Source organism: Nitrogeniibacter mangrovi (assembly GCF_010983895.1).
Lineage (GTDB): Bacteria > Pseudomonadota > Gammaproteobacteria > Burkholderiales > Rhodocyclaceae > Nitrogeniibacter > Nitrogeniibacter mangrovi.
The window spans coordinates 3173758-3192561 of the sequence record NZ_CP048836.1 but is presented as its reverse complement, the minus strand read 5'-3'; the positions used below and the strand labels follow the sequence as shown (position 1 = coordinate 3192561).

The 18804-nt window shown below is 66.7% G+C and carries 25 protein-coding genes; 22 read left to right on the top strand and 3 right to left on the bottom strand.

Translation table 11 applies throughout. From position 1 onward, the window contains the following. Nucleotides 1-8 precede the first annotated feature (8 nt). Nucleotides 9-1490 (bottom strand): ExeA family protein, encoded by a 1482-nt coding sequence (locus G3580_RS19840; RefSeq protein ID WP_217424504.1) that lies wholly within the window; start codon nt 1488-1490, stop codon nt 9-11. Nucleotides 1491-1500: 10 nt separating this feature from the next. Further along, nucleotides 1501-2928, bottom strand: coding sequence for a sigma-54-dependent transcriptional regulator (locus G3580_RS14850; RefSeq protein WP_173766781.1), 1428 nt, complete (start codon nt 2926-2928; stop codon nt 1501-1503). A gap of 135 nt (nt 2929-3063) precedes the next feature. Between G3580_RS14850 and G3580_RS14845 the strand changes: the two genes are divergently transcribed. The 12 genes from G3580_RS14845 to hisD are packed head-to-tail and all read left to right on the top strand — an operon-like array spanning nt 3064 to nt 12098. Continuing rightward, on the top strand, nt 3064-3882 hold the full coding sequence (locus G3580_RS14845) for an ABC transporter ATP-binding protein (RefSeq protein WP_173766779.1): 819 nt from the start codon (nt 3064-3066) through the stop codon (nt 3880-3882). Beyond that, entirely contained in the window at nt 3879-4655 is a 777-nt protein-coding gene (gene mlaE / locus G3580_RS14840) for a lipid asymmetry maintenance ABC transporter permease subunit MlaE (protein WP_173766777.1), read from the top strand. The genes G3580_RS14845 and mlaE overlap by 4 nt, the downstream gene beginning before the upstream one ends. Continuing rightward, a complete protein-coding gene (gene mlaD / locus G3580_RS14835) occupies nt 4652-5122 on the top strand; it encodes an outer membrane lipid asymmetry maintenance protein MlaD (protein WP_173766776.1) in 471 nt (156 codons plus the stop codon). Before mlaE ends, mlaD begins: the two co-directional genes overlap by 4 nt. An 18-nt stretch (nt 5123-5140) precedes the next feature. Next, complete coding sequence (locus tag G3580_RS14830; RefSeq protein WP_173766774.1) at nt 5141-5962, top strand: MlaA family lipoprotein; 822 nt, start codon at nt 5141-5143, stop codon at nt 5960-5962. 25 nt (nt 5963-5987) lie between these two features. Then, a complete protein-coding gene (locus G3580_RS14825) occupies nt 5988-6605 on the top strand; it encodes an MlaC/ttg2D family ABC transporter substrate-binding protein (protein ID WP_173766772.1) in 618 nt (205 codons plus the stop codon). Next, nucleotides 6602-6880 carry an STAS domain-containing protein gene (locus G3580_RS14820; RefSeq protein ID WP_173766770.1) on the top strand — a complete coding sequence of 93 codons (279 nt, stop codon included), beginning with the start codon at nt 6602-6604 and terminating at the stop codon, nt 6878-6880. Before G3580_RS14825 ends, G3580_RS14820 begins: the two co-directional genes overlap by 4 nt. Continuing rightward, nucleotides 6877-7776 carry an ABC transporter ATP-binding protein gene (locus G3580_RS14815; protein ID WP_173766768.1) on the top strand — a complete coding sequence of 300 codons (900 nt, stop codon included), beginning with the start codon at nt 6877-6879 and terminating at the stop codon, nt 7774-7776. The genes G3580_RS14820 and G3580_RS14815 overlap by 4 nt, the downstream gene beginning before the upstream one ends. Continuing rightward, nucleotides 7766-8542: an ABC transporter permease gene (locus G3580_RS14810; RefSeq protein ID WP_173766766.1), complete on the top strand. Its 777-nt coding sequence runs from the start codon at nt 7766-7768 to the stop codon at nt 8540-8542. Before G3580_RS14815 ends, G3580_RS14810 begins: the two co-directional genes overlap by 11 nt. 50 nt (nt 8543-8592) lie before the next feature. Continuing rightward, nucleotides 8593-8850: a BolA family protein gene (locus G3580_RS14805; RefSeq protein WP_173766764.1), complete on the top strand. Its 258-nt coding sequence runs from the start codon at nt 8593-8595 to the stop codon at nt 8848-8850. Nucleotides 8851-8853: 3 nt separating this feature from the next. Next, a complete protein-coding gene (murA, locus tag G3580_RS14800; protein WP_173766762.1) occupies nt 8854-10110 on the top strand; it encodes a UDP-N-acetylglucosamine 1-carboxyvinyltransferase in 1257 nt (418 codons plus the stop codon). A 42-nt stretch (nt 10111-10152) separates the two neighbouring features. Next, entirely contained in the window at nt 10153-10797 is a 645-nt protein-coding gene (gene hisG, locus G3580_RS14795) for an ATP phosphoribosyltransferase (RefSeq protein ID WP_173766760.1), read from the top strand. Then, entirely contained in the window at nt 10794-12098 is a 1305-nt protein-coding gene (hisD, locus tag G3580_RS14790; protein ID WP_173766758.1) for a histidinol dehydrogenase, read from the top strand. The genes hisG and hisD overlap by 4 nt, the downstream gene beginning before the upstream one ends. A gap of 45 nt (nt 12099-12143) precedes the next feature. Here the strand turns inward: hisD and hisC are convergent, their stop codons facing one another. Then, entirely contained in the window at nt 12144-13205 is a 1062-nt protein-coding gene (gene hisC / locus G3580_RS14785; protein ID WP_173766756.1) for a histidinol-phosphate transaminase, read from the bottom strand. Between the two features lie 114 nt (nt 13206-13319). Here hisC and hisB point away from each other — a divergent pair, with 114 nt between their 5' ends. The 10 genes from hisB to tatC all read left to right on the top strand — a co-directional run bounded on the left by hisB (nt 13320) and on the right by tatC (nt 18797). Next, complete coding sequence (hisB, locus tag G3580_RS14780; RefSeq protein ID WP_173768834.1) at nt 13320-13907, top strand: imidazoleglycerol-phosphate dehydratase HisB; 588 nt, start codon at nt 13320-13322, stop codon at nt 13905-13907. A 49-nt stretch (nt 13908-13956) separates the two neighbouring features. Continuing rightward, nucleotides 13957-14595 (top strand): imidazole glycerol phosphate synthase subunit HisH, encoded by a 639-nt coding sequence (gene hisH / locus G3580_RS14775; protein ID WP_173768835.1) that lies wholly within the window; start codon nt 13957-13959, stop codon nt 14593-14595. A gap of 49 nt (nt 14596-14644) precedes the next feature. Beyond that, complete coding sequence (gene hisA / locus G3580_RS14770; protein WP_173766754.1) at nt 14645-15385, top strand: 1-(5-phosphoribosyl)-5-[(5-phosphoribosylamino)methylideneamino]imidazole-4-carboxamide isomerase; 741 nt, start codon at nt 14645-14647, stop codon at nt 15383-15385. 2 nt (nt 15386-15387) lie between these two features. After that, nucleotides 15388-16146, top strand: coding sequence for an imidazole glycerol phosphate synthase subunit HisF (hisF, locus tag G3580_RS14765; RefSeq protein ID WP_173766752.1), 759 nt, complete (start codon nt 15388-15390; stop codon nt 16144-16146). Continuing rightward, the gene (gene hisI, locus G3580_RS14760) at nt 16143-16541 is read left to right on the top strand and encodes a phosphoribosyl-AMP cyclohydrolase (RefSeq protein ID WP_173766750.1); all 399 of its coding nucleotides are present in this window, start codon (nt 16143-16145) and stop codon (nt 16539-16541) included. The genes hisF and hisI overlap by 4 nt, the downstream gene beginning before the upstream one ends. Further along, a complete protein-coding gene (locus tag G3580_RS14755; protein ID WP_173766748.1) occupies nt 16538-16864 on the top strand; it encodes a phosphoribosyl-ATP diphosphatase in 327 nt (108 codons plus the stop codon). Before hisI ends, G3580_RS14755 begins: the two co-directional genes overlap by 4 nt. Nucleotides 16865-16869: 5 nt before the next feature. Continuing rightward, nucleotides 16870-17217 (top strand): histidine triad nucleotide-binding protein, encoded by a 348-nt coding sequence (locus tag G3580_RS14750; protein ID WP_173766746.1) that lies wholly within the window; start codon nt 16870-16872, stop codon nt 17215-17217. A 17-nt stretch (nt 17218-17234) separates the two neighbouring features. Continuing rightward, on the top strand, nt 17235-17459 hold the full coding sequence (gene tatA, locus G3580_RS14745) for a Sec-independent protein translocase subunit TatA (protein ID WP_173766744.1): 225 nt from the start codon (nt 17235-17237) through the stop codon (nt 17457-17459). An 82-nt stretch (nt 17460-17541) separates the two neighbouring features. Next, complete coding sequence (gene tatB / locus G3580_RS14740; protein ID WP_173766742.1) at nt 17542-18033, top strand: Sec-independent protein translocase protein TatB; 492 nt, start codon at nt 17542-17544, stop codon at nt 18031-18033. Next, nucleotides 18030-18797, top strand: coding sequence for a twin-arginine translocase subunit TatC (gene tatC, locus G3580_RS14735; RefSeq protein ID WP_173766740.1), 768 nt, complete (start codon nt 18030-18032; stop codon nt 18795-18797). The genes tatB and tatC overlap by 4 nt, the downstream gene beginning before the upstream one ends. Nucleotides 18798-18804 lie beyond the last annotated feature (7 nt).

Here is an 18804-nt window from a genome sequence, read left to right as displayed (position 1 = left end):
ACTATGTCCTATTTCAGCCATCGCGCCTGGCGGATGTAGGCGCCGCCGCCGCGATACCGTGCCGGCAGCATCTTGAGGGCCTGCATGGCGTCGCCTTCGCTCGCATAGCTGCCCATGATGACCCCGGTGCGGTGGCCGCCCGGCAGATCGGCTTCGTAGACCCGGATCGAGGCGTCCGGCAGGGCGTCGCGGGCACGGGCTACCTGCTGTTCCAGGGTGGCTTCGGCGACATCCAGATTGGTGTGCAGCTGGATGAACCAGGTCGCGTCGTCCGCCTCGCGCATCCACCGCAGCTGGGCGGCGCGAGCGGCCGCGGCCAGCGGGAACCCGGTATCGGTCGGCGTGGCCGTCACGCCCGGCGTGGGGTTCCCCTCGATGCCGGCCGGGGCGGCGTCCGCCGGCGGTGTGCCCTGGGCGGACCCGCCGCTGGCCTGCGGGGCGGTTTTCGGCGCCGCGACGTGGGGCTCCTCGACCGGCGTGGACACGGGGGCGGGCTGCGTCGGACGGGGGGCCGGTTCCGGGGGCGACGGCCTGGCTTCCGTGACCGAAGGCGTTGCCGGCGCCGCGCCGGATGAGGCCGATGGGGCACGTGCCTGACGATCGATGGCCTGCCAGGCGAGGACAGCGGCGATCACGAGGAGCGTGGGAATGACGAGCCAGCCGGGGCGGCGGCTGCGGCCGGGCAGGTACTGGGCATCGCGCGCGGCGGTCTTCACGTGGGCCGGATTGACGGCGTGCATGTTCTGCGCGTACGCGGCCAGCAGGGCCTTGTCGGCGAGCACGTTGATGCGCCGTGTGAGGCCGGCCGCGAAGGCGGCGATCCGCCGGGTGGCTGCGGGGCTGAACACCTTGGGGCCACGGTAGCCCGCGGCGCGCATGCGGAAGTCCACGTAGTCGGCCACTTCGTCGGGGGCGAATGGGGCGAGGCGGAAGTGGTGGGTGATGCGGTCCTTGAGCGGGCGCATGGCGTGCGCTTCGAGCTGAGCGTCCAGTTCCGGCTGACCGAACAGCACGATCTGGAGCAGCTTGTGGCGGCCGGTCTCGAGATTGGAGAGCAGGCGGATCTGCTCGAGTGAGGCGGCCGGCATGGCGTGGGCCTCGTCCACCAGCGCGACGACCCGGCGTCCGGCGCCGTGGCGGGCGATCAGTTCGTCGGTGATGGCGCCGAGTACGGTGACCCGGTCGTCGGCGGGCAGGGACAGCCCCAGTTCGTTGGCAACCGTCCGCAGCAGCGCGTCGGGATCCAGGGTGGGGTTGGCAAAATAGACGGTATCCACCGTGTCGGGCAGGCGCTCGATGAGCACCCGGCACAGCATGGTCTTGCCGGCGCCGACCTCGCCGCTGACCTTGACGATCCCCTCGTCGTGCAGGATCGCGTAGATCAGCGCCTCGGCCGTGGCCCCGCGCCGGGCGCCGGAGAAGAAGAAGTCCGTCAGCGGGGTGAGCCGGAAAGGGGCTTCGCGCAGGCCGAAATGTTCGAGATACATCATGCGGTGGAACTCATTGCCCGGCCAGTGCTCGCGGCAGACCGAGGGAATCCATGCGGTTGTAGAGCGTGGTGCGGTTGATCCCCAGGTGGCGCGCCGCCTGGCTCATGTTGCCGCCGGCCAGACGCAGGGCGGCTTCGATGAAGGCGCGCTCCTGCTCGCGCAGGGCGGCGTCGAGGCTGAAACCGTCGGTGCCCGACAGCGCCTCGATGGCCCGGCCGATGCGCACTTCCGGATCGTCGGCCGGGCCGTTCGCCGCGCGCGCCAGGGGCACCGGCGGCGGCGCGCGACGGTCGAGTTCGTCCTCCAGTGCGGCGGTGTCCACCGGCTGCCCCGGATACTTGGTCTGCAGGCGGATGCAGATGTTCTTGAGCTCGCGCACGTTGCCGGGGAAGTGATAGGCCTGCCAGCGGCCGAGGGCGTCCTCGGTGAGGGTGAAGGCCGGCTGCCCGGTCTGACGCGCGAACTGGTCGCGAAAGTGGCGGTACAGCAGCAGCCGGTCGTCGCCCATCTCGCGCAGCGACGGCACCTGCAGGGTGAACACGCTGAGGCGGTGATAGAGGTCGGCACGGAAGCGACCGGAGCGCACCTCGGCCTGCAGGTCGCGGTTGGTGGCGGCGAGGATGCGCGCGCGGCTGAAGCGCGGCCGGGTCTCGCCGACGCGCTGGAATTCACCGTTCTCGAGCACGCGCAGCAGTTTGGGTTGCAGGTCGAGGGGCAACTCGCCGATCTCGTCGAGCAGCAGGCAGCCCTCGCTGGCCTCCTCGAAATAGCCGGCGCGCTGGCCGGTGGCGCCGGTGAAGGCGCCCCGGGTGTGGCCGAACAGGGCCGCCTCGATCAGCGTCGGCGCGATGGCGGCACAGTTGAGGGTGAGAAAGGCGGCGCCACGGCGGGCGCTGGCGGCATGCAGCTGCTGCGCCACACGCTCCTTGCCGGCGCCGGATTCGCCCTGGATCAGCACCGGAAACGGGGCGTCGGCATACTGGGCGATGCGGGCGCGCAATTCGGTGATGGCGGGGCTTTCGCCGACGATCGGCTGGACGTCGCTGTGCTCGTCGGCCTTCAGCGCCTGCTCGAGCACCCGGCGCAAATGGGCCGGGTCGGCCGGCTTGGCGATGAATTCGAGCGCGCCGAGGGTGCGGGCGCGGCGGGCGTTGCCATTGTCGCTCTGCCCGGAGAGCACGATGATGCGCATGTCCGGCGCGTGGGCGAGCAGGTCGGCGATCAGGGCGAAGCCCTCGTCGGGGCGATGGGGCGACGGCGGCAGGCCCAGGTCGATCAGGGCCAGGGCCGGCGGTTCGGGCAGGGCACGGACCACTTCGATCGCCGCCCGTCGCGTGGGTGCGGAGCTGATGCGATAGTCCGGCGCGAGCAGCACTCCGAGCGTTTCGACGATCAGTGCATCATCGTCGACGATCAGCAGGGAAGGCTTGTTCGGCATGAACGCGGTCGGCAGTCGTGGCGGGGCCAGTGTAGCGGAATCGGATGGTTTTCGGGCGTGCTGCGGCGCGGTACCGTTCCATCATGTTTTTTCGCCTCTGATAGAATCGCGGGTTCGGGTTTTCAGGAGGTCCGCGTGGCCCAGTCTGCAGACAAGGTGTTGGTCGAATTGCGAGACGTCCGCTTCGCCTATGGCGAGCGGGAGGTGTTGCGCGGCATCGACCTGCGCATCCATCGTGGCCAGCTGGTGGCCATCATGGGGGGCAGCGGCTGTGGCAAGACCACCCTGCTGCGCCTGATCGGGGGCCAGCTCAAGGCCAGTGCGGGGACGGTCCAGGTGGCCGGCAAGTCGCTCGGTGAGCTCGATACGGCGGGCCTGTACGCCTTGCGTCGGCGCATGGGGATGCTGTTCCAGTTCGGCGCCCTGTTCACCGACATGTCGGTGTTCGACAATGTGGCCTTCCCGATGCGTGAGCACACCGACCTGCCCGAATCGATGATCCGCGACCTGGTGCTGATGAAGCTGCAGGCCGTCGGCTTGCGCGGCGCCAGTTCGCTCATGCCGGCGGAGCTGTCCGGCGGCATGTCGCGGCGGGTGGCCCTGGCGCGGGCCATCGCCCTCGACCCGATGCTGATCATGTACGACGAGCCCTTCGCGGGGCTCGATCCGATCTCGCTGGGCGTGATCGGGCAGCTGATCCGGCGCCTGAACGACGCGCTCGGTGCGGCCTCGATCATGGTCACCCACGACGTGAGCGAGTCGCTGGAGATCGTCGACTATGTGTATTTCGTCTCCGAAGGGCGGGTCGTCGCGCAGGGCACGCCCGACCAGATTCGCGCCTCTTCGGATGCCTTTGTGCACCAGTTCATTCACGCCGAAGCCGATGGGCCGGTACCGTTCCACGTCCCGGCCGAACCCATGTCCGAGGCCCTGATGGGAAGGAGCGACTCATGATCCGGCGGATCGGAGCAATGACCGTGGACGGCATCTGGCGCCTGGGCTTCGCCACGCGCTTCATGCTGCTGCTGCTGCGCCATTCCGGGCAGTCCCTGCGGCGGCTGCACCTGACCCTCCGCGAGATCTACTTCAGCGGTGTGCTGTCGCTGCTGATCATCCTCGTCTCCGGCCTGTTCGTCGGTCTGGTGCTGGGCCTGCAGGGGTATGAAACCTTGCAACGCTACGGCTCGAGCGAGGCGCTGGGGGTGCTGGTGGCGCTGTCGCTGACCCGCGAGCTCGGCCCGGTGGTGGCGGCGCTGCTGTTCGCCAGCCGCGCCGGTTCCGCGGTCACCGCCGAGATCGGGCTCATGAAGACCACCGAGCAGCTCAAGGCGATGGACATGATGGCGGTCAACCCGATCGCCCGGGTGGCGGCGCCGCGCTTCTGGGGCGGGGTCATCTCCATGCCGCTGCTGGCGGCGCTGTTCTCGGCCATGGGCATCTTCGGCGGCTGGCTGATCGGCGTGGCCTTCATCGGCGTGGACGACGGCGCCTTCTGGTCGCAGATGCAGGCGGCGGTCGACTGGCGTTTCGACGTGATGAACGGCGTCATCAAGAGCGTGGTCTTCGGCATCGCCGTGTCGCTGATCGCCGTGTTCGAAGGCTACGACTGCGTGCCGACCGCCGAAGGGGTCTCGCGCGCCATTACCCGCACCGTGGTGAGTTCGGCCCTGGCCATCCTCGCCCTCGACTTCATCCTGACCTCCTTCATGTTCCGGGGCCAATCATGAACCGCAGTACCTTAGACCTCTGGGTCGGCTTCTTCGTCCTCATCGGATGCGCCGCGCTGATCTTTCTGGCGCTGAAGGTGGGCAACCTGTCCGCCGCCAGCTTCGCCGAGAACTACCATATCGAGGCGGCGTTCTCGAACATCGGCGGGCTCAAGGTGCGCGCCCCGGTGAAGGTGTCCGGGGTGGTCGTGGGGCGGGTGACCGACATCCGCTTCGACAACGACCGGTTCGAGGCCGTGGTCACCATGGCCATCGACGCCCGCTACAAGTTCCCCAAGGACACCAGCGGCGAGATCCTCACCTCCGGCCTGCTCGGCGAACAGTACATCGGGCTCGAGCCCGGCGGTGACATGCGCATGCTCGCCGACGGCGACAAGCTCAAGCTGACCCAGTCTGCGGTCGTTCTAGAGAAGCTGATCGGGCAGTTTTTGTTTGACAAGGCGGCCGAGGCGCCGCCGAAGCCATGAGTGATTGCGGGTACTGAAATGAATATGCGCGCTTCGATGACACGCGGTGTGGCGGTGGCGATGCTCGGCATCGTCGCCGGTTGCGCCACCGTGCCCTACGAGAATCCTGACGATCCGTGGGAGCGCTACAACCGGACCATGTTCACCATCAACGACAAGGTGGACAAGGCGCTGATGAAACCGCTGGCCCAGACCTACGATGCGGTGACGCCGCTACCGGTCCGGACCGGCGTGGGCAACTTCTTCGGCAATCTCGGCGATGTGTGGACCGGCGCCAACAACCTGCTCCAGGGCAAGGGCCATGATGGCCTCACCGACGCGGGCCGGGTGCTGATCAACTCGACCCTGGGCATCTTCGGGCTGTTCGACGTGGCCACGGAGATGGGGCTGGACAAGCACGACGAAGACTTCGGTCAGACGCTCGCCGTCTGGGGCGTGCCGGCCGGGCCCTATTTCGTGGTGCCGTTCTTCGGCCCACGCACCCTGCGCGGCGGCGCGGCCCTGCCGGTGGATCTGGTGGTCGGCAGTGCGGTCCATCCGGCCGACGTGGCGGCGCGCAACGCGGTGACCGGTCTGAGGCTGGTGCATCAGCGCGCCGAGCTGCTCGGTGCCGACCGGGCGGTGGATCAGGGCAGTCTCGACAAGTACGCTTATGTGCGCGACTTCTACCTGCAGCGGCGCCGATACGAGATCTACGACGGGCATCCGCCGCGCGAGCGCTTCGACGAAGGTGCCGCCGATGACGGGAAACTGTCCGCCATCGCCTTTGTCGAAAGCGATGCGATTGCGCAGAACAGCCTGCGCTTCGCGCTGAGCCGGCCGCACGAGACCGGCCTGTAACCCCAAGAGAGGAAGAACAAGAAACATGATCAAGCTGATTCGATCCCTGCTGCTGGGCCTCTGTCTGCTCGCTGGCGCGAGTGCGTTCGCTGCCCCTGCGCCCGATGAGTTGGTCAAGAACGTTTCCGACGAAGTGCTCCAGATCGTGCGCGCCGATCCGGCCATCCAGCGTGGCGACACCAGCCGGGCCGTCGAGCTCGTCGAGGAGAAGGTGCTGCCGCATTTCGATTTCCGCCTCATGACGGCGCTGGCCGTGGGCCGCGACTGGCGTCAGGCGACACCGGATCAGCGCGACAAGCTCGTGGCCGCGTTCCGGACCCTGCTGGTGCGCACCTACTCGAACGCGCTCACCCAGTATCGCGACCAGGTGATCGACTTCAAGCCGCTGCGGGCGAAGCCGGAAGATACCGATGTGACCGTGCGCTCGGAAGTGCGCCAGCCGGGTGCCAAGCCGGTGGATATCGATTACTCGCTGGAAAAGCAGGGCGATGACTGGAAGGTATACGACGTGGCGGTCGCCGGGGTCAGCCTGGTGACCAACTACCGCAGCTCCTTCGCGTCGCAGATTCACCAAAAGGGCATCGACGGGCTCATCGCCTCGCTCGAAGCCAAGAACGCCGAGCTCGCGAGCAAGGTCCAGTGAACGCCACTTCGAGTTGGGTGCCGCGCGGCGCCCTGACCCTGCAGACCGTAGCCGCGTTGCGCGCGGCTGCGGCCGATGCCGTGGGGCGCTCGCCGCAGGTGGATCTCTCCGGGGTGACCGAGGCCGACTCCGCGGCCCTGGCGCTGCTCATCGAACTGGCCCGGGGCGTCCGGGCCGGTGGCCAGACGCTTCAGGTCCGGGGTATGCCCGCCGGGCTCGCCGCGCTGGCCGATCTGTACGGCGTCAGCGAACTGCTCAAGTCGACCGACGCATGAGCGTTTCGGCCATCTCGATCCGTGGTGCGCGTAAGCACTACGGTCCGTTGCAGGCGCTCGCCGGTGTGGACCTGGAGATTCGCCAGGGCGAGTTCTTCGGTCTGCTGGGTCCCAACGGGGCCGGCAAGACCACGCTCATCTCCGCGCTGGCGGGCCTGACGCGCCTCGACGACGGCGTCCTCGAAGTGATGGGGCACGACGTGGTGAGCGACTACCGCAACGCCCGGCGCCAGCTTGGCGTGGTGCCGCAGGAACTGGTCTTCGATCCCTTCTTCACCGTCCGCGAGGCCCTGCGTCTGCAGTCGGGCTATTTCGGCCTGACCCGCAACGACGCCTGGATCGACGAGATCCTCGAACATCTCGACCTGACCGCGAAAGCCGACGCCAACATGCGCATGCTCTCCGGCGGCATGAAGCGGCGCGTGCTGGTGGCGCAGGCGCTGGTGCACCGGCCGCCGGTGATCGTGCTCGACGAACCGACCGCGGGGGTGGACGTGGAATTGCGCCAGGGGCTGTGGGCCTTCATCCGCAAGCTCAATACGGACGGGCACACCATCGTCCTGACCACCCACTATCTGGAGGAGGCCGAGGCCTTGTGCCACCGCATCGCCATGCTCAAGGCCGGGCGCATCGTGGCCCTCGACACCACCAGCAACCTGCTGCACCGCTTCTCCACCCATGCCCTGCGCGTGCGCCTGGCCGAGCCCATCGGCCTGGACTTCCTGCCCGGTGCGCGGGAGGCCGGCGACGGCTGGGTGGAGATTCCCTTCGAGCGTTACGGCGAGGTCGAGGACATGCTCTCGCGCATCCGCCTCACCGGTGGCCGGATCGAGGAGATGGTGCTCGGCGAACCCGATCTGGAGAAGGTTTTCGTGGGTGTGATGCATGCCGCCTGAGGTCTCTCGCTACACCGGTTTCCGGACCCTGCTGTACAAGGAGGTGCTGCGCTTCTGGCGCGTGGGCTTCCAGACCGTGGGCGCGCCCGTGCTCACCGCGGTGCTGTACCTGATGATCTTCTCCCATGTGCTCGATCGCCACGTGACCGTGTACGGCAACGTGCCTTACACGGCCTTCCTGGTGCCGGGCCTGGTGATGATGTCGGTGCTGCAGAATGCCTTCGCCAACACCTCCTCGTCGCTGATCCAGAGCAAGATCACCGGCAACATCGTGTTCATCCTGCTCCCGCCCATCAGCTATCGCGAGTTCTACGTCGCCTACGTGCTGGCGGCCATCGCGCGCGGGCTGTTCGTGGGTGCCGGTGTGGTCGCCGCTTCGCTGTTCTTCGTCTCGCTGCCGGTGGCCTCACCGCTGTGGGTGCTGTGCTTCGCCGTCGCCGGCGGCGCGATTCTGGCGTCTTTCGGTATCATTGCCGGCATCTGGGCAGACAAGTTCGACCAGCTGGCGGCCTTTCAGAACTTCCTGATCATGCCGCTGACGATGCTCTCCGGGGTGTTCTACTCGATCCACTCGCTGCCGGCCGTCTGGCAGAAAGTGTCGCATCTGAACCCGTTTTTCTACATGATCGACGGTTTTCGCTACGGATTCTTCGGCCAGTCCGACGTCTCCCCGTGGATCAGTCTGGGCGTCGTCGCGTGTTGTCTCGTGGCGCTGGCGATCCTGACCCTGAACCTGCTGGCGCGTGGCTACAAGCTGCGCGCCTGATTTTCGTTGTCCGGCCGGCGCAGCCCCGGCCGATGTTGGGATGAAAAACCATGTTTGAAGCGTCCGAAATCAAGCGCCTGATCGAGCAGGGCATGCCCTGCGAGTTCGTCCAGATCGAAGGGGACGACGGCGTCCATTTCACCGGCATCGTGGTGAGCGAAGCCTTTGCCGGCAAACCGCGGGTGCGTCAGCACCAGGCGGTCTATGCCACGCTCGGTGCGCTCATGGGCAACGAGATCCACGCCCTCCAGCTGCAGACCTACACCCCCGACAAATGGACGCAGGTGCGCGAGGAGCTGGGTCTCTAAGCCATGGACAAACTGCGGATTACCGGCGGCACGCGCCTGAGCGGCGAGGCCCGGATCTCCGGCGCCAAGAACGCGGCGCTGCCCATCCTGTGCGCGGCGCTGCTGACCCGCGAGCCGATGACCTTCACCAACGTGCCGCGGCTGCAGGACATCCGCACCCTGCTCGCGCTCATCGAGCAGATGGGCGTGAGCGTGGCGCGGGATGAAGCCGACGGGACGGTGACGCTCGACGCCGGCGCGCTGGACAACCCGGTCGCCCCCTACGAACGCGTCAAGACCATGCGGGCCTCCATCCTCGTGCTCGGCCCCCTCGTGGCCCGCTGCGGCGAGGCGCGGGTGAGCCTGCCCGGCGGCTGCGCCATCGGCGCACGCCCGGTGGACCAGCACATCAAGGGGCTGCAGGCCATGGGGGCGCAGATCAGCGTCGAGCACGGCTATATCCATGCCGCCTCGCCGCGCCTGAAGGGCGCGCGTCTGTTCACCGACATGGTGACGGTCACCGGCACCGAGAACCTGATGATGGCGGCGTGCCTCGCCGAGGGCGAGACGGTCATCGAAAACGCGGCGCGCGAACCCGAAGTGGTCGACCTGGCCAACTGCCTGGTCGCCATGGGTGCGCGCATCTCCGGCGCGGGCACCGACGTGATCCGCATCCAGGGTGTCGACAAGCTGCATGGCGCCACCCACCGCATCATGCCCGACCGTATTGAGACCGGCACCTATCTGTGTGCGGCGGCGGCAGCGGGCGGCGACATCCGCCTGACCGGCACCTCGTCGGCCTATCTGGACGTGGTCATCGACAAACTGCTCGACGCCGGCTGCGAGATCGACACCGAGCGCGACGCCATCCGCCTGCGCGCGCCCGGGCGCCTGAGTGCGGTAAGCATCCGCACCGCGCCGTATCCGGCCTTCCCGACCGACATGCAGGCCCAGTTCATGGCGATCAACTGCGTCGCCGAGGGCACCGCCATCATCCGCGAGACCATCTTCGAGAACCGCTTCATGCATGCGGTCGAGCTGCAGCGCCTCGGCGCCGACATCCGCATCGACGGCAACACCGCCGTGGTGACCGGGGTCGAGCGGCTCGAGGGCGCCACGGTCATGGCCACCGACCTGCGCGCCTCCGCCGGCCTGGTGATCGCCGCCCTGGTGGCCGAGGGCGAGACCACCATCGAGCGCATCTACCATCTCGATCGTGGCTACGAGCAACTCGAACACAAGCTCGCCGCGCTCGGCGCCCGCGTCGAGCGGCTCCGGTAGAATCCCACTTTCGACTGACGACTGACCGCCAAGGAATCCGCTGTGTCCGGCATCACGATCGCCCTGTCCAAGGGCCGCATCTTCGAGGAGACCCTTCCGCTGCTCGCCGCGGCCGGCATCGTGCCGACCGACGATCCGGAAAAATCCCGCAAGCTCATCATCGGCACCAACCGCGCGGACGTGCGCCTGGTCATCGTGCGTGCGACCGATACGCCGACCTACGTGCAATACGGCGCGGCCGATCTGGGCATCGCCGGCAAGGACGTGCTGATCGAGCATGGCGGCGTCGGCTTGTACCAGCCGCTCGATCTGAACATTGCCCGCTGCCGGCTGTGCGTGGCGGTGCCCAAGGGCTTCGACTACGCGGCCGCGTCGCGCCCGGGCGGGCGCATCCGCGTGGCCACCAAGTATGTGAGCGCGGCGCGCGAGCACTTTGCCGCCAAGGGCATGCATGTGGACCTCATCAAACTGTATGGCTCCATGGAGCTGGCGCCGCTGGTGGGCCTGTCCGATGCCATCGTGGACCTGGTGTCCACCGGCGGCACGCTCAAAGCCAACAACCTCGAGGCGGTCGAGGACATCATGGACATCAGTTCGCGGCTGGTGGTCAATCAGGCCGCGCTCAAGGTCAAGCGCGAGCTGATCCAGCCGGTCATCGACGCCTTTGCCGGAGCGGTCAAGCCATGAGTGAACAGATCCGTCGCCTCGATTCGCGCGATGGCGATTTCTTCGCCACCCTCGACGCCCTGCTGGCCTTCGAGAGCGGCACCGACGAAAAGATCGAGAACGCCGTCACCGACATCCTCAACGCGGTGCGCACCACCGGTGATGTGGCGGTGATCGAGTACACCAACCGCTTCGATCGGCTCGATGCGCGTCACATCGCCGATCTGGAGCTGCCGCGCGAGGCGCTCGACGAGGCGCTCGCCTCGCTCAGCGACGCCCAGCGCCAGGCCCTGCAGCTGGCGGCCGACCGGGTCGAGGCCTACCATCGCCGGCAGCGGGCCGAGTCCTGGGAATACACCGAGGCGGACGGCACCCGGCTGGGGCAGATCGTCACGCCGCTCGACCGCGTGGGTCTGTACGTGCCTGGCGGCCGCGCGGCCTACCCCAGCTCGGTGCTCATGAACGCCATCCCGGCCAAGGTAGCCGGGGTGAAGGAGCTGATCATGGTGGTGCCGACGCCGGGCGGCGAGCGCAACGCGCTGGTGCTGGCGGCGGCGGCGATCACCGGGGTGGACCGGGTGTTCACCATCGGTGGCGCCCAGGCGGTGGCGGCACTGGCCTACGGCACCCAGAGCATCCCGCAGGTGGACAAGATCGTCGGGCCGGGCAATGCCTATGTGGCCTCGGCCAAGCGCCGGGTGTTCGGCACGGTGGGCATCGACATGGTGGCCGGCCCCTCCGAAGTGCTGGTGATCTCCGACGGCAGCGGCGATCCGGACTGGGTGGCCATGGACCTGTTCGCCCAGGCCGAGCACGATGAACTGGCCCAGTCCATCCTGTTGTGCACCGACGCCGACTTCATCGATCGGGTCTATGCCTCGATCGAGACCCTGCTGCCGACCATGCCGCGCCAGGACACCATCGATGCGTCGCTGCGCAATCGCGGTGCGCTGATCAAGGTGAACGATCTCGATGAGGCCTGCGCCATCGCCAACCGGATCGCGCCGGAGCACCTGGAGCTCTCCATGGAGCAGGCCGAGGAGTGGATCGGCAAGATCCGCCATGCTGGCGCGATCTTCGTCGGCCACTGGTCGGTCGAGGCGCTGGGCGACTACTGTGCCGGCCCCAATCACGTGTTGCCGACCATGCGCAGTGCGCGCTTCTCGTCGCCGCTCGGGGTGTATGACTTCCAGAAGCGCACCAGCCTGATTCAGGTCTCCGAGGCCGGCGCGCAGCATCTCGGCCCGATCGCCGCGATCTTGGCCGACGGTGAGGGACTGCAGGCCCATGCGCGCTCGGCGCGCTACCGGGTCAAGGGCTGAGTCGGGTCTGTCTGAATGAAAAAACGCGGCCGTGGCCGCGTTTTTTCATGCGCCGACGATCGCCTCGCATGCGGCGACCAGTAGGTCGCATTCGTCGTCGGTGCCGACGGTGATGCGCAGGAAGTCACGGATGCGCGGCGCGTTGAAGTGGCGCACGATGATCGCGCGCTCGCGCAGCGCGGCGGCCAGGTCGGCGCCGGCGTGTTGCGGATGGCGCGCGAAGATGAAGTTGGCGGCCGAAGGCAGGACCTCGAAGCCGAGCCGGGCCAGGGCGCCGCTCAACCGCTCACGACTGTGGATGACCCGGGCGCAGCTGTCGCGGAACCAGGGCTCGTCTTCCACCGAGGCGATGGCGCCGGCCTGCGCGGGGCGACCCAGCGGGTAGGAATTGAAGCTGTTCTTGACCCGCTCCAGCCCTTCGACGAGTTCGGCGCTGCCGAGCGCATAGCCCACCCGCAGCCCCGCCAGCGCCCGCGACTTGGAGAAGGTACGCGTGATCAGCAGGTTGGGGTGCCCGGCCAGCAGGCTGATCGCAGACGTACCGCCGTAGTCGATGTAGGCCTCGTCCACCAGGACCACCACCTCGGGCTGCGCTTTCAGGATGGCTTCGATCTGCTCGAGTGCCATCAGCCGCCCGGTCGGGGCGTTCGGGTTGGCGAAGATCACGGCGCCGGCCTCGCCCGCGTAGTCGGCGGGGTCGATCTCGAAGGACTCGTTGAGCGGCACGGTGCGATAGGGGATGTCGTACAGCCCGCAATAGACCGGGTAGAAGCTGTAGGTGATGTCCGGGAACAGCAGCGGCGCGTCATGCTTGAGCAGCGCCTGGAAGGCGTGCGCGAGCACCTCGTCGGAACCGTTGCCGACGAACACCTGGGCGGGCGTCAGGCCATGGTAGGTGGCCAGGGCCTGCTTCAGGGCATCGGCGTTGGGGTCCGGATAGCGGCGCAGATCCTCGCCAGCGGCGTTTTGCACGGCCTCGACCGCGCGTGGCGACGGGCCGTAGGGACTTTCGTTGGTGTTCAGTTTGACCAGCCGGTCCATCTTGGGTTGTTCGCCCGGCACATAGGGGGTCAAACGATGAACCACATCGCTCCAGAATCGGCTCATGATGCGCTGCGTTTTCCTTTATTCACGGGGGCCATGGAAGCACGCTGCGATGGTATCATGGCCGTCTTGATCATCAGCATTGGCCGGCTCCTGCAGCGACCGGCACCCAACACCATGCGGCAGGCGGAAGTCACTCGCGACACTCTCGAAACCCGGATCACCGTCAGCGTGGATCTGGATGGCACCGGCAGCGCCCAGCTCGACACCGGGGTCCCGTTCCTCGATCACATGCTCGACCAGATCGCCCGGCACGGCATGATCGACCTGACCATCAAGGCCGAGGGCGACACGCACATCGACGACCATCACACCGTCGAGGACGTGGGCATCACCCTGGGGCAGGCATTCGCGAAGGCGGTTGGCGACAAAAAGGGTATCCGCCGTTACGGGCACGCTTACGTGCCGCTGGACGAGGCGCTGTCGCGGGTGGTCGTCGATTTCTCGGGGCGTCCCGGCCTGCATTACTTCGTCGACTACACCCGGGCCCGCATCGGCGACTTCGATGTGGATCTGGCGCGCGAGTTCTTCCAGGGTTTCGTGAATCACGCCGGCGTGAGCCTGCACATCGACAACCTGCGCGGCGACAACGCGCACCATCAGTGCGAGACGATCTTCAAGGCCTTCGGCCGCGCCCTGCGCATGGCCGCCGAGCTCGATCCGCGTGCTGCCGGCGTGGTGCCGTCCACCAAGGGGACGCTCTGAGCCGTCCCGCCGTTTTCCCCAAGCGTTCAAGCATTCGAGTGAGCCGTTCATGATTGATGTCGCCGTGATCGACTATGGCATGGGCAACCTGCGTTCGGTGGAGAAGGCCATCGCGCATGTGGCCGGTGAGGCGACCGTGCGCGTGACCGACGATCCCGCCGTGGTCGCTTCGGCGCGTCGCGTCGTGTTCCCGGGCCAGGGCGCGATGCCCGACTGCATGGCCGAACTCGAGGCCCGGGGTTTGCACGACGCCGTCCTCAAGGCCGCCGCCGAAAAACCCTTTTTGGGCATCTGCATCGGTCTGCAGATGCTGTTCGAACGCAGCGAGGAAGGCCATGTGGCCGGGCTCGGCGTGTTCCCCGGGCAGGTGCGCCGGTTTCCGGACGAGCGCATGGTCGGCGCCGACGGCGCCCGCCTGAAGGTGCCGCACATGGGCTGGAATGAGGTCTGGCATCACGGCGCGCACCCCATGTGGGCGGGCATCCCCGATGGCGACCGCTTCTATTTCGTGCATAGCTACTATGTCGATCCGGCGCAGGGCGATGTCGTGGCCGCCCACACCGATTACGGCCTGCGCTTTACCAGTGCGGTGGCGCGGGATAACATTTTCGCGGTGCAGTTCCATCCGGAGAAAAGTGCCCGGGCGGGGCTGCAGTTGCTGACCAATTTCATCGGCTGGAACCCCTGAGGGTCCAGCGCTCACGCTTTTTCCCCAAGACGCTATAGCGATTCCGCGTATGTTGCTCATTCCCGCCATCGACCTCAAGGACGGTCACTGTGTCCGCCTCAAGCAGGGCGAGATGGAAGATGCCACGGTATTTTCCGACAATCCGGCCGCCATGGCCCGCCACTGGCTCGACCAGGGCGCGCGCCGGTTGCACCTGGTCGACCTGAACGGCGCTTTTGCCGGCAAGCCCGTCAACGAAGAGGCGATCCAGGCCATCGTCGAAGCGGTCGGTGACGAGATCCCGGTGCAGCTCGGGGGCGGCATCCGCGACCTCGACACCATCGAGCGCTATCTCGACGACGGCATCGACTACGTCATCATCGGCACCGCCGCGGTGAAGAACCCCGGGTTCCTGCAGGACGCCTGCAGCGCGTTTCCGGGGCACATCATCGTCGGCCTGGATGCCAAGGACGGCAAGGTGGCGGTGGACGGCTGGTCGAAAATGACCGGGCACGACGTGGTCGATCTGGCGAAGAAGTTCGAGGACTACGGTGTCGAGGGAGTCATCTACACCGACATCGGTCGCGACGGCATGCTCTCCGGCGTGAACGTCGAAGCGACGGTCCGGCTCGCCCAGTCCCTGCTGATTCCGGTCATCGCCTCCGGCGGCATCGCCAGCCTCAAGGACATCGAGGATCTGTGCGCCGTCGAGAGCGAGGGCGTCATGGGCGCCATTACCGGGCGCGCGATCTACGAGGGTACGCTCGACTTTCGCGCGGCCCAGGCCCGCGCCGACGAGCTCGCAGGCTGAGCATGCTGGCCAAGCGCATCATTCCCTGCCTGGACGTCAATGCCGGTCGTGTCGTCAAGGGCGTGAACTTCGTCGAGTTGCGCGATGCCGGCGACCCGGTCGAGGTGGCGCGCCGCTATGACGAGCAAGGCGCCGACGAGATCACCTTCCTCGACATCACCGCCAGTTCCGACGATCGCGACATCATCCTGCACGTGGTCGAGCAGGTGGCCGAGCAGGTCTTCATTCCGTTGACCGTGGGCGGCGGTGTGCGCACCGTGGCCGACGTGCGCCGCCTGCTCAACGCGGGCGCCGACAAGGTGAGCATCAACACCGCGGCGGTGACCCATCCGGACATCGTCGCCGAGGCCAGCGGCAAGGTCGGTAGCCAGTGCATCGTGGTGGCCATCGACGCCAAGCAGACCGCGCCCGGCAAGTGGGAGGTGTTCACCCACGGCGGGCGCAAGAACACTGGTCTCGATGCCATCGAGTGGGCGCGCAAGGTCGAGTCGCTGGGGGCGGGGGAAATCCTGCTCACGAGTATGGACCGGGACGGCACCAAGAACGGTTTCGACCTGGGCCTGACCCGCGCCGTGTCCGACGCCGTGCGCATTCCCATCATCGCCAGCGGCGGCGTGGGGACGCTCGATCATCTGGCCGACGGCGTGACCGAAGGCCGCGCCGACGCGGTGCTGGCGGCCAGCATTTTCCATTTTGGCCAGCACACCGTGCACGAAGCCAAGGCTTTCATGCGCGAGCGCGGGATCGAGGTCCGGTTATGAACGCACCCTCCAATCGCTGGCTGAACGAGATCTGCTGGGACGACCAGGGCCTGGTGCCCGTGATTGCGCAGGATGCGCACACGGGTGAGGTGCTCATGTTCGCGTGGATGAACCGGGAGGCGCTCAGCCTCACCGCGGAAAAGGGCGAGGCGGTCTACTGGTCGCGCTCGCGGCGCAAGCTGTGGCACAAGGGCGAGGAATCCGGCCACTTCCAGAAAGTGCTGGAGATCCGCGCCGATTGCGACAAGGATGTGATCCTGCTCAAGATCGAGCAGGTCGGCGGCATGGCCTGCCATACGGGGCGCAGGAGCTGTTTCTTCAACCGTCATACAAATGACGGAGAATGGGACGTCGTCGAGCCGGTACTGAAAGACCCGGAGGAAATCTACAAGTGATCGATATCGAAGTGCTTCATCGCGTGGCCAAGACCCTGGCCGAACGCAAGGCGGCCGACCCGGACGCGTCCTACGTCTCCAGCCTGTATGCCAAGGGCACCGACGCCATCTGCAAGAAGGTGGCCGAAGAGGCCGCCGAGACCATCATGGCGGCCAAGGACGGCAACCACCTCCATCTGGTGTGGGAGGTTACGGACGTGTGGTTCCACTCCATGGTGCTGCTGGCGCACTTCGGCCTGACCGTGGACGATGTGCTGGCCGAGTTCCGGCGTCGCGAGGGCGTGTCGGGCATCGACGAGAAGAAATCGCGCAACGCGGGGTGAGTCCAATGACCGACTGCATTTTCTGCAAGATCGTGGCGGGCGAGATTCCGTCGAAGAAGGCCTACGAAGACGAGGACATCCTCGTCTTTCACGACATCAACGCCCAGGCGCCGGTCCATCTGCTGGCCATTCCGAAGCAGCATGTCGCCTCGCTGGCCGAAGCGACCCCCGAGCACAACGCGGTGATGGGCAAGCTGCTGCAGGTCGGGGCGCGGGTGGCCATCGAGCAGGGCTGTACCGATGGGTTCCGCACCCTGATCAACACGGGGCGGGTCGGACGGCAGGAGGTGTATCATCTCCATGTCCATTTCGTCGGCGGCCCGGACGTGCTGCCGCCAATGTTGAAGCGTTGAAACGCTGGGAGTGATACATGGGTTCTTTTAGCATCTGGCACTGGCTGATTGTGCTGGTGATCGTCATGCTGGTGTTCGGTACCAAGAAGCTGCGCAACATCGGCCAGGATCTCGGCGGTGCGGTCAAGGGCTTCAAGGAAGGCATGAAAGAAGCGAACAGCGAAGCCGACGCCGCCAAGCCCGAACAACTTGATGGCAAGACCATCAACGCCGAGGCCAAGGAAAAGGTCAACAACTCCTGATCCGGCTCGCGGTCAACCGAGGGGCGGATCGCTGTTCGCCCCTCGTTTTGCGTCCTGACATTCCCTCCTTACCGGATCCAACATGTTCGATATCGGTTTCTCCGAATTGATGATCATCGGCATCGTCGGGCTCGTCGTCATCGGCCCGGAACGACTGCCGCGTGTGGCGCGGACCGTGGGGCACCTGCTCGGGCGCCTGCAGCGCTACGTGGGGGATGTCAAATCCGATATCCAGCGCGAGATGCAGCTCGAGGACCTCAAGAAGCTGCAGCAGGAAGTGGCCAGCCAGGCGCGCGATCTGGAAAACAACATCCGCGCCCAGACCGATGCGATGCAAAAGGACATGCAGAGTACCGCCGACTCGCTCAATGCGAGCGTGGCCGAGCTGACCGACGACGGCGCGGCGGCCAAGGCGCCCGATGCCGCGTCGCTCGCCCGGGCGGAGAAGGATATCGAAGCCGCGGTTGCGCGCGGAGACGCCCATGAGGACGAGGCCGGCGCTGGTGCCGATGACAACCAGATGGCCCTGGGGCTCGACGAAGCCGCTGCCGACAAGCGCGAGAGCAAGACATGAGTGAAGCAGGTCAGGACACCTTCATGGCGCACCTGGTCGAGTTGCGTGACCGGCTGTTGCGCGCCGTCGTCGCCGTCGTCGTCGTCTTCGTGTGCCTGATGCCGTGGGCGGGCCAGATCTACGATCTGCTCGCCCTGCCGATGATGCATGCGCTGCCCGACGGCACCCGCATGATCGCCACCGGCGTGGTGACTCCCTTCTTCGTTCCGGTCAAGGTGACCCTGATGGTGGCCTTCGTGGCAGCCTTGCCGGTGGTGCTCTACCAGGCCTGGGCGTTCGTGGCGCCGGGACTCTACGCCCACGAAAAGCGACTGGCGCTGCCGCTGGTCGCCGGCAGCACCGTCCTGTTTCTGCTGGGGATGGCGTTCTGCTATTTCTTCGTGTTCAACATGGTGTTCAAGTTCATCGGCGAATTCGCGCCGAAGAGCATCACACCAGCGCCGGACATCGAGCAGTACCTGTCCTTCGTGATGACCATGTTCCTGGCCTTCGGCATCACCTTCGAGGTGCCGGTCATCGTGATTCTGCTGACCAAGTTCGGTATCGTCGAGCGCAGCAAGCTCAAGGAAGCGCGCCCCTACGTGGTCGTCGGTGCCTTCGTGATCGCCGCGGTGGTCACCCCGCCCGACATGATCTCCCAGTTCATGCTGGCGGTGCCCATGTGGATGCTCTTCGAGCTCGGGCTGATCCTGGCCAAATACGTGAGCCAGGACAGCGCCGCCGACGACGAGGTGTCATCCACCGACGTCACGCCGACGCCCTGATGCCAAC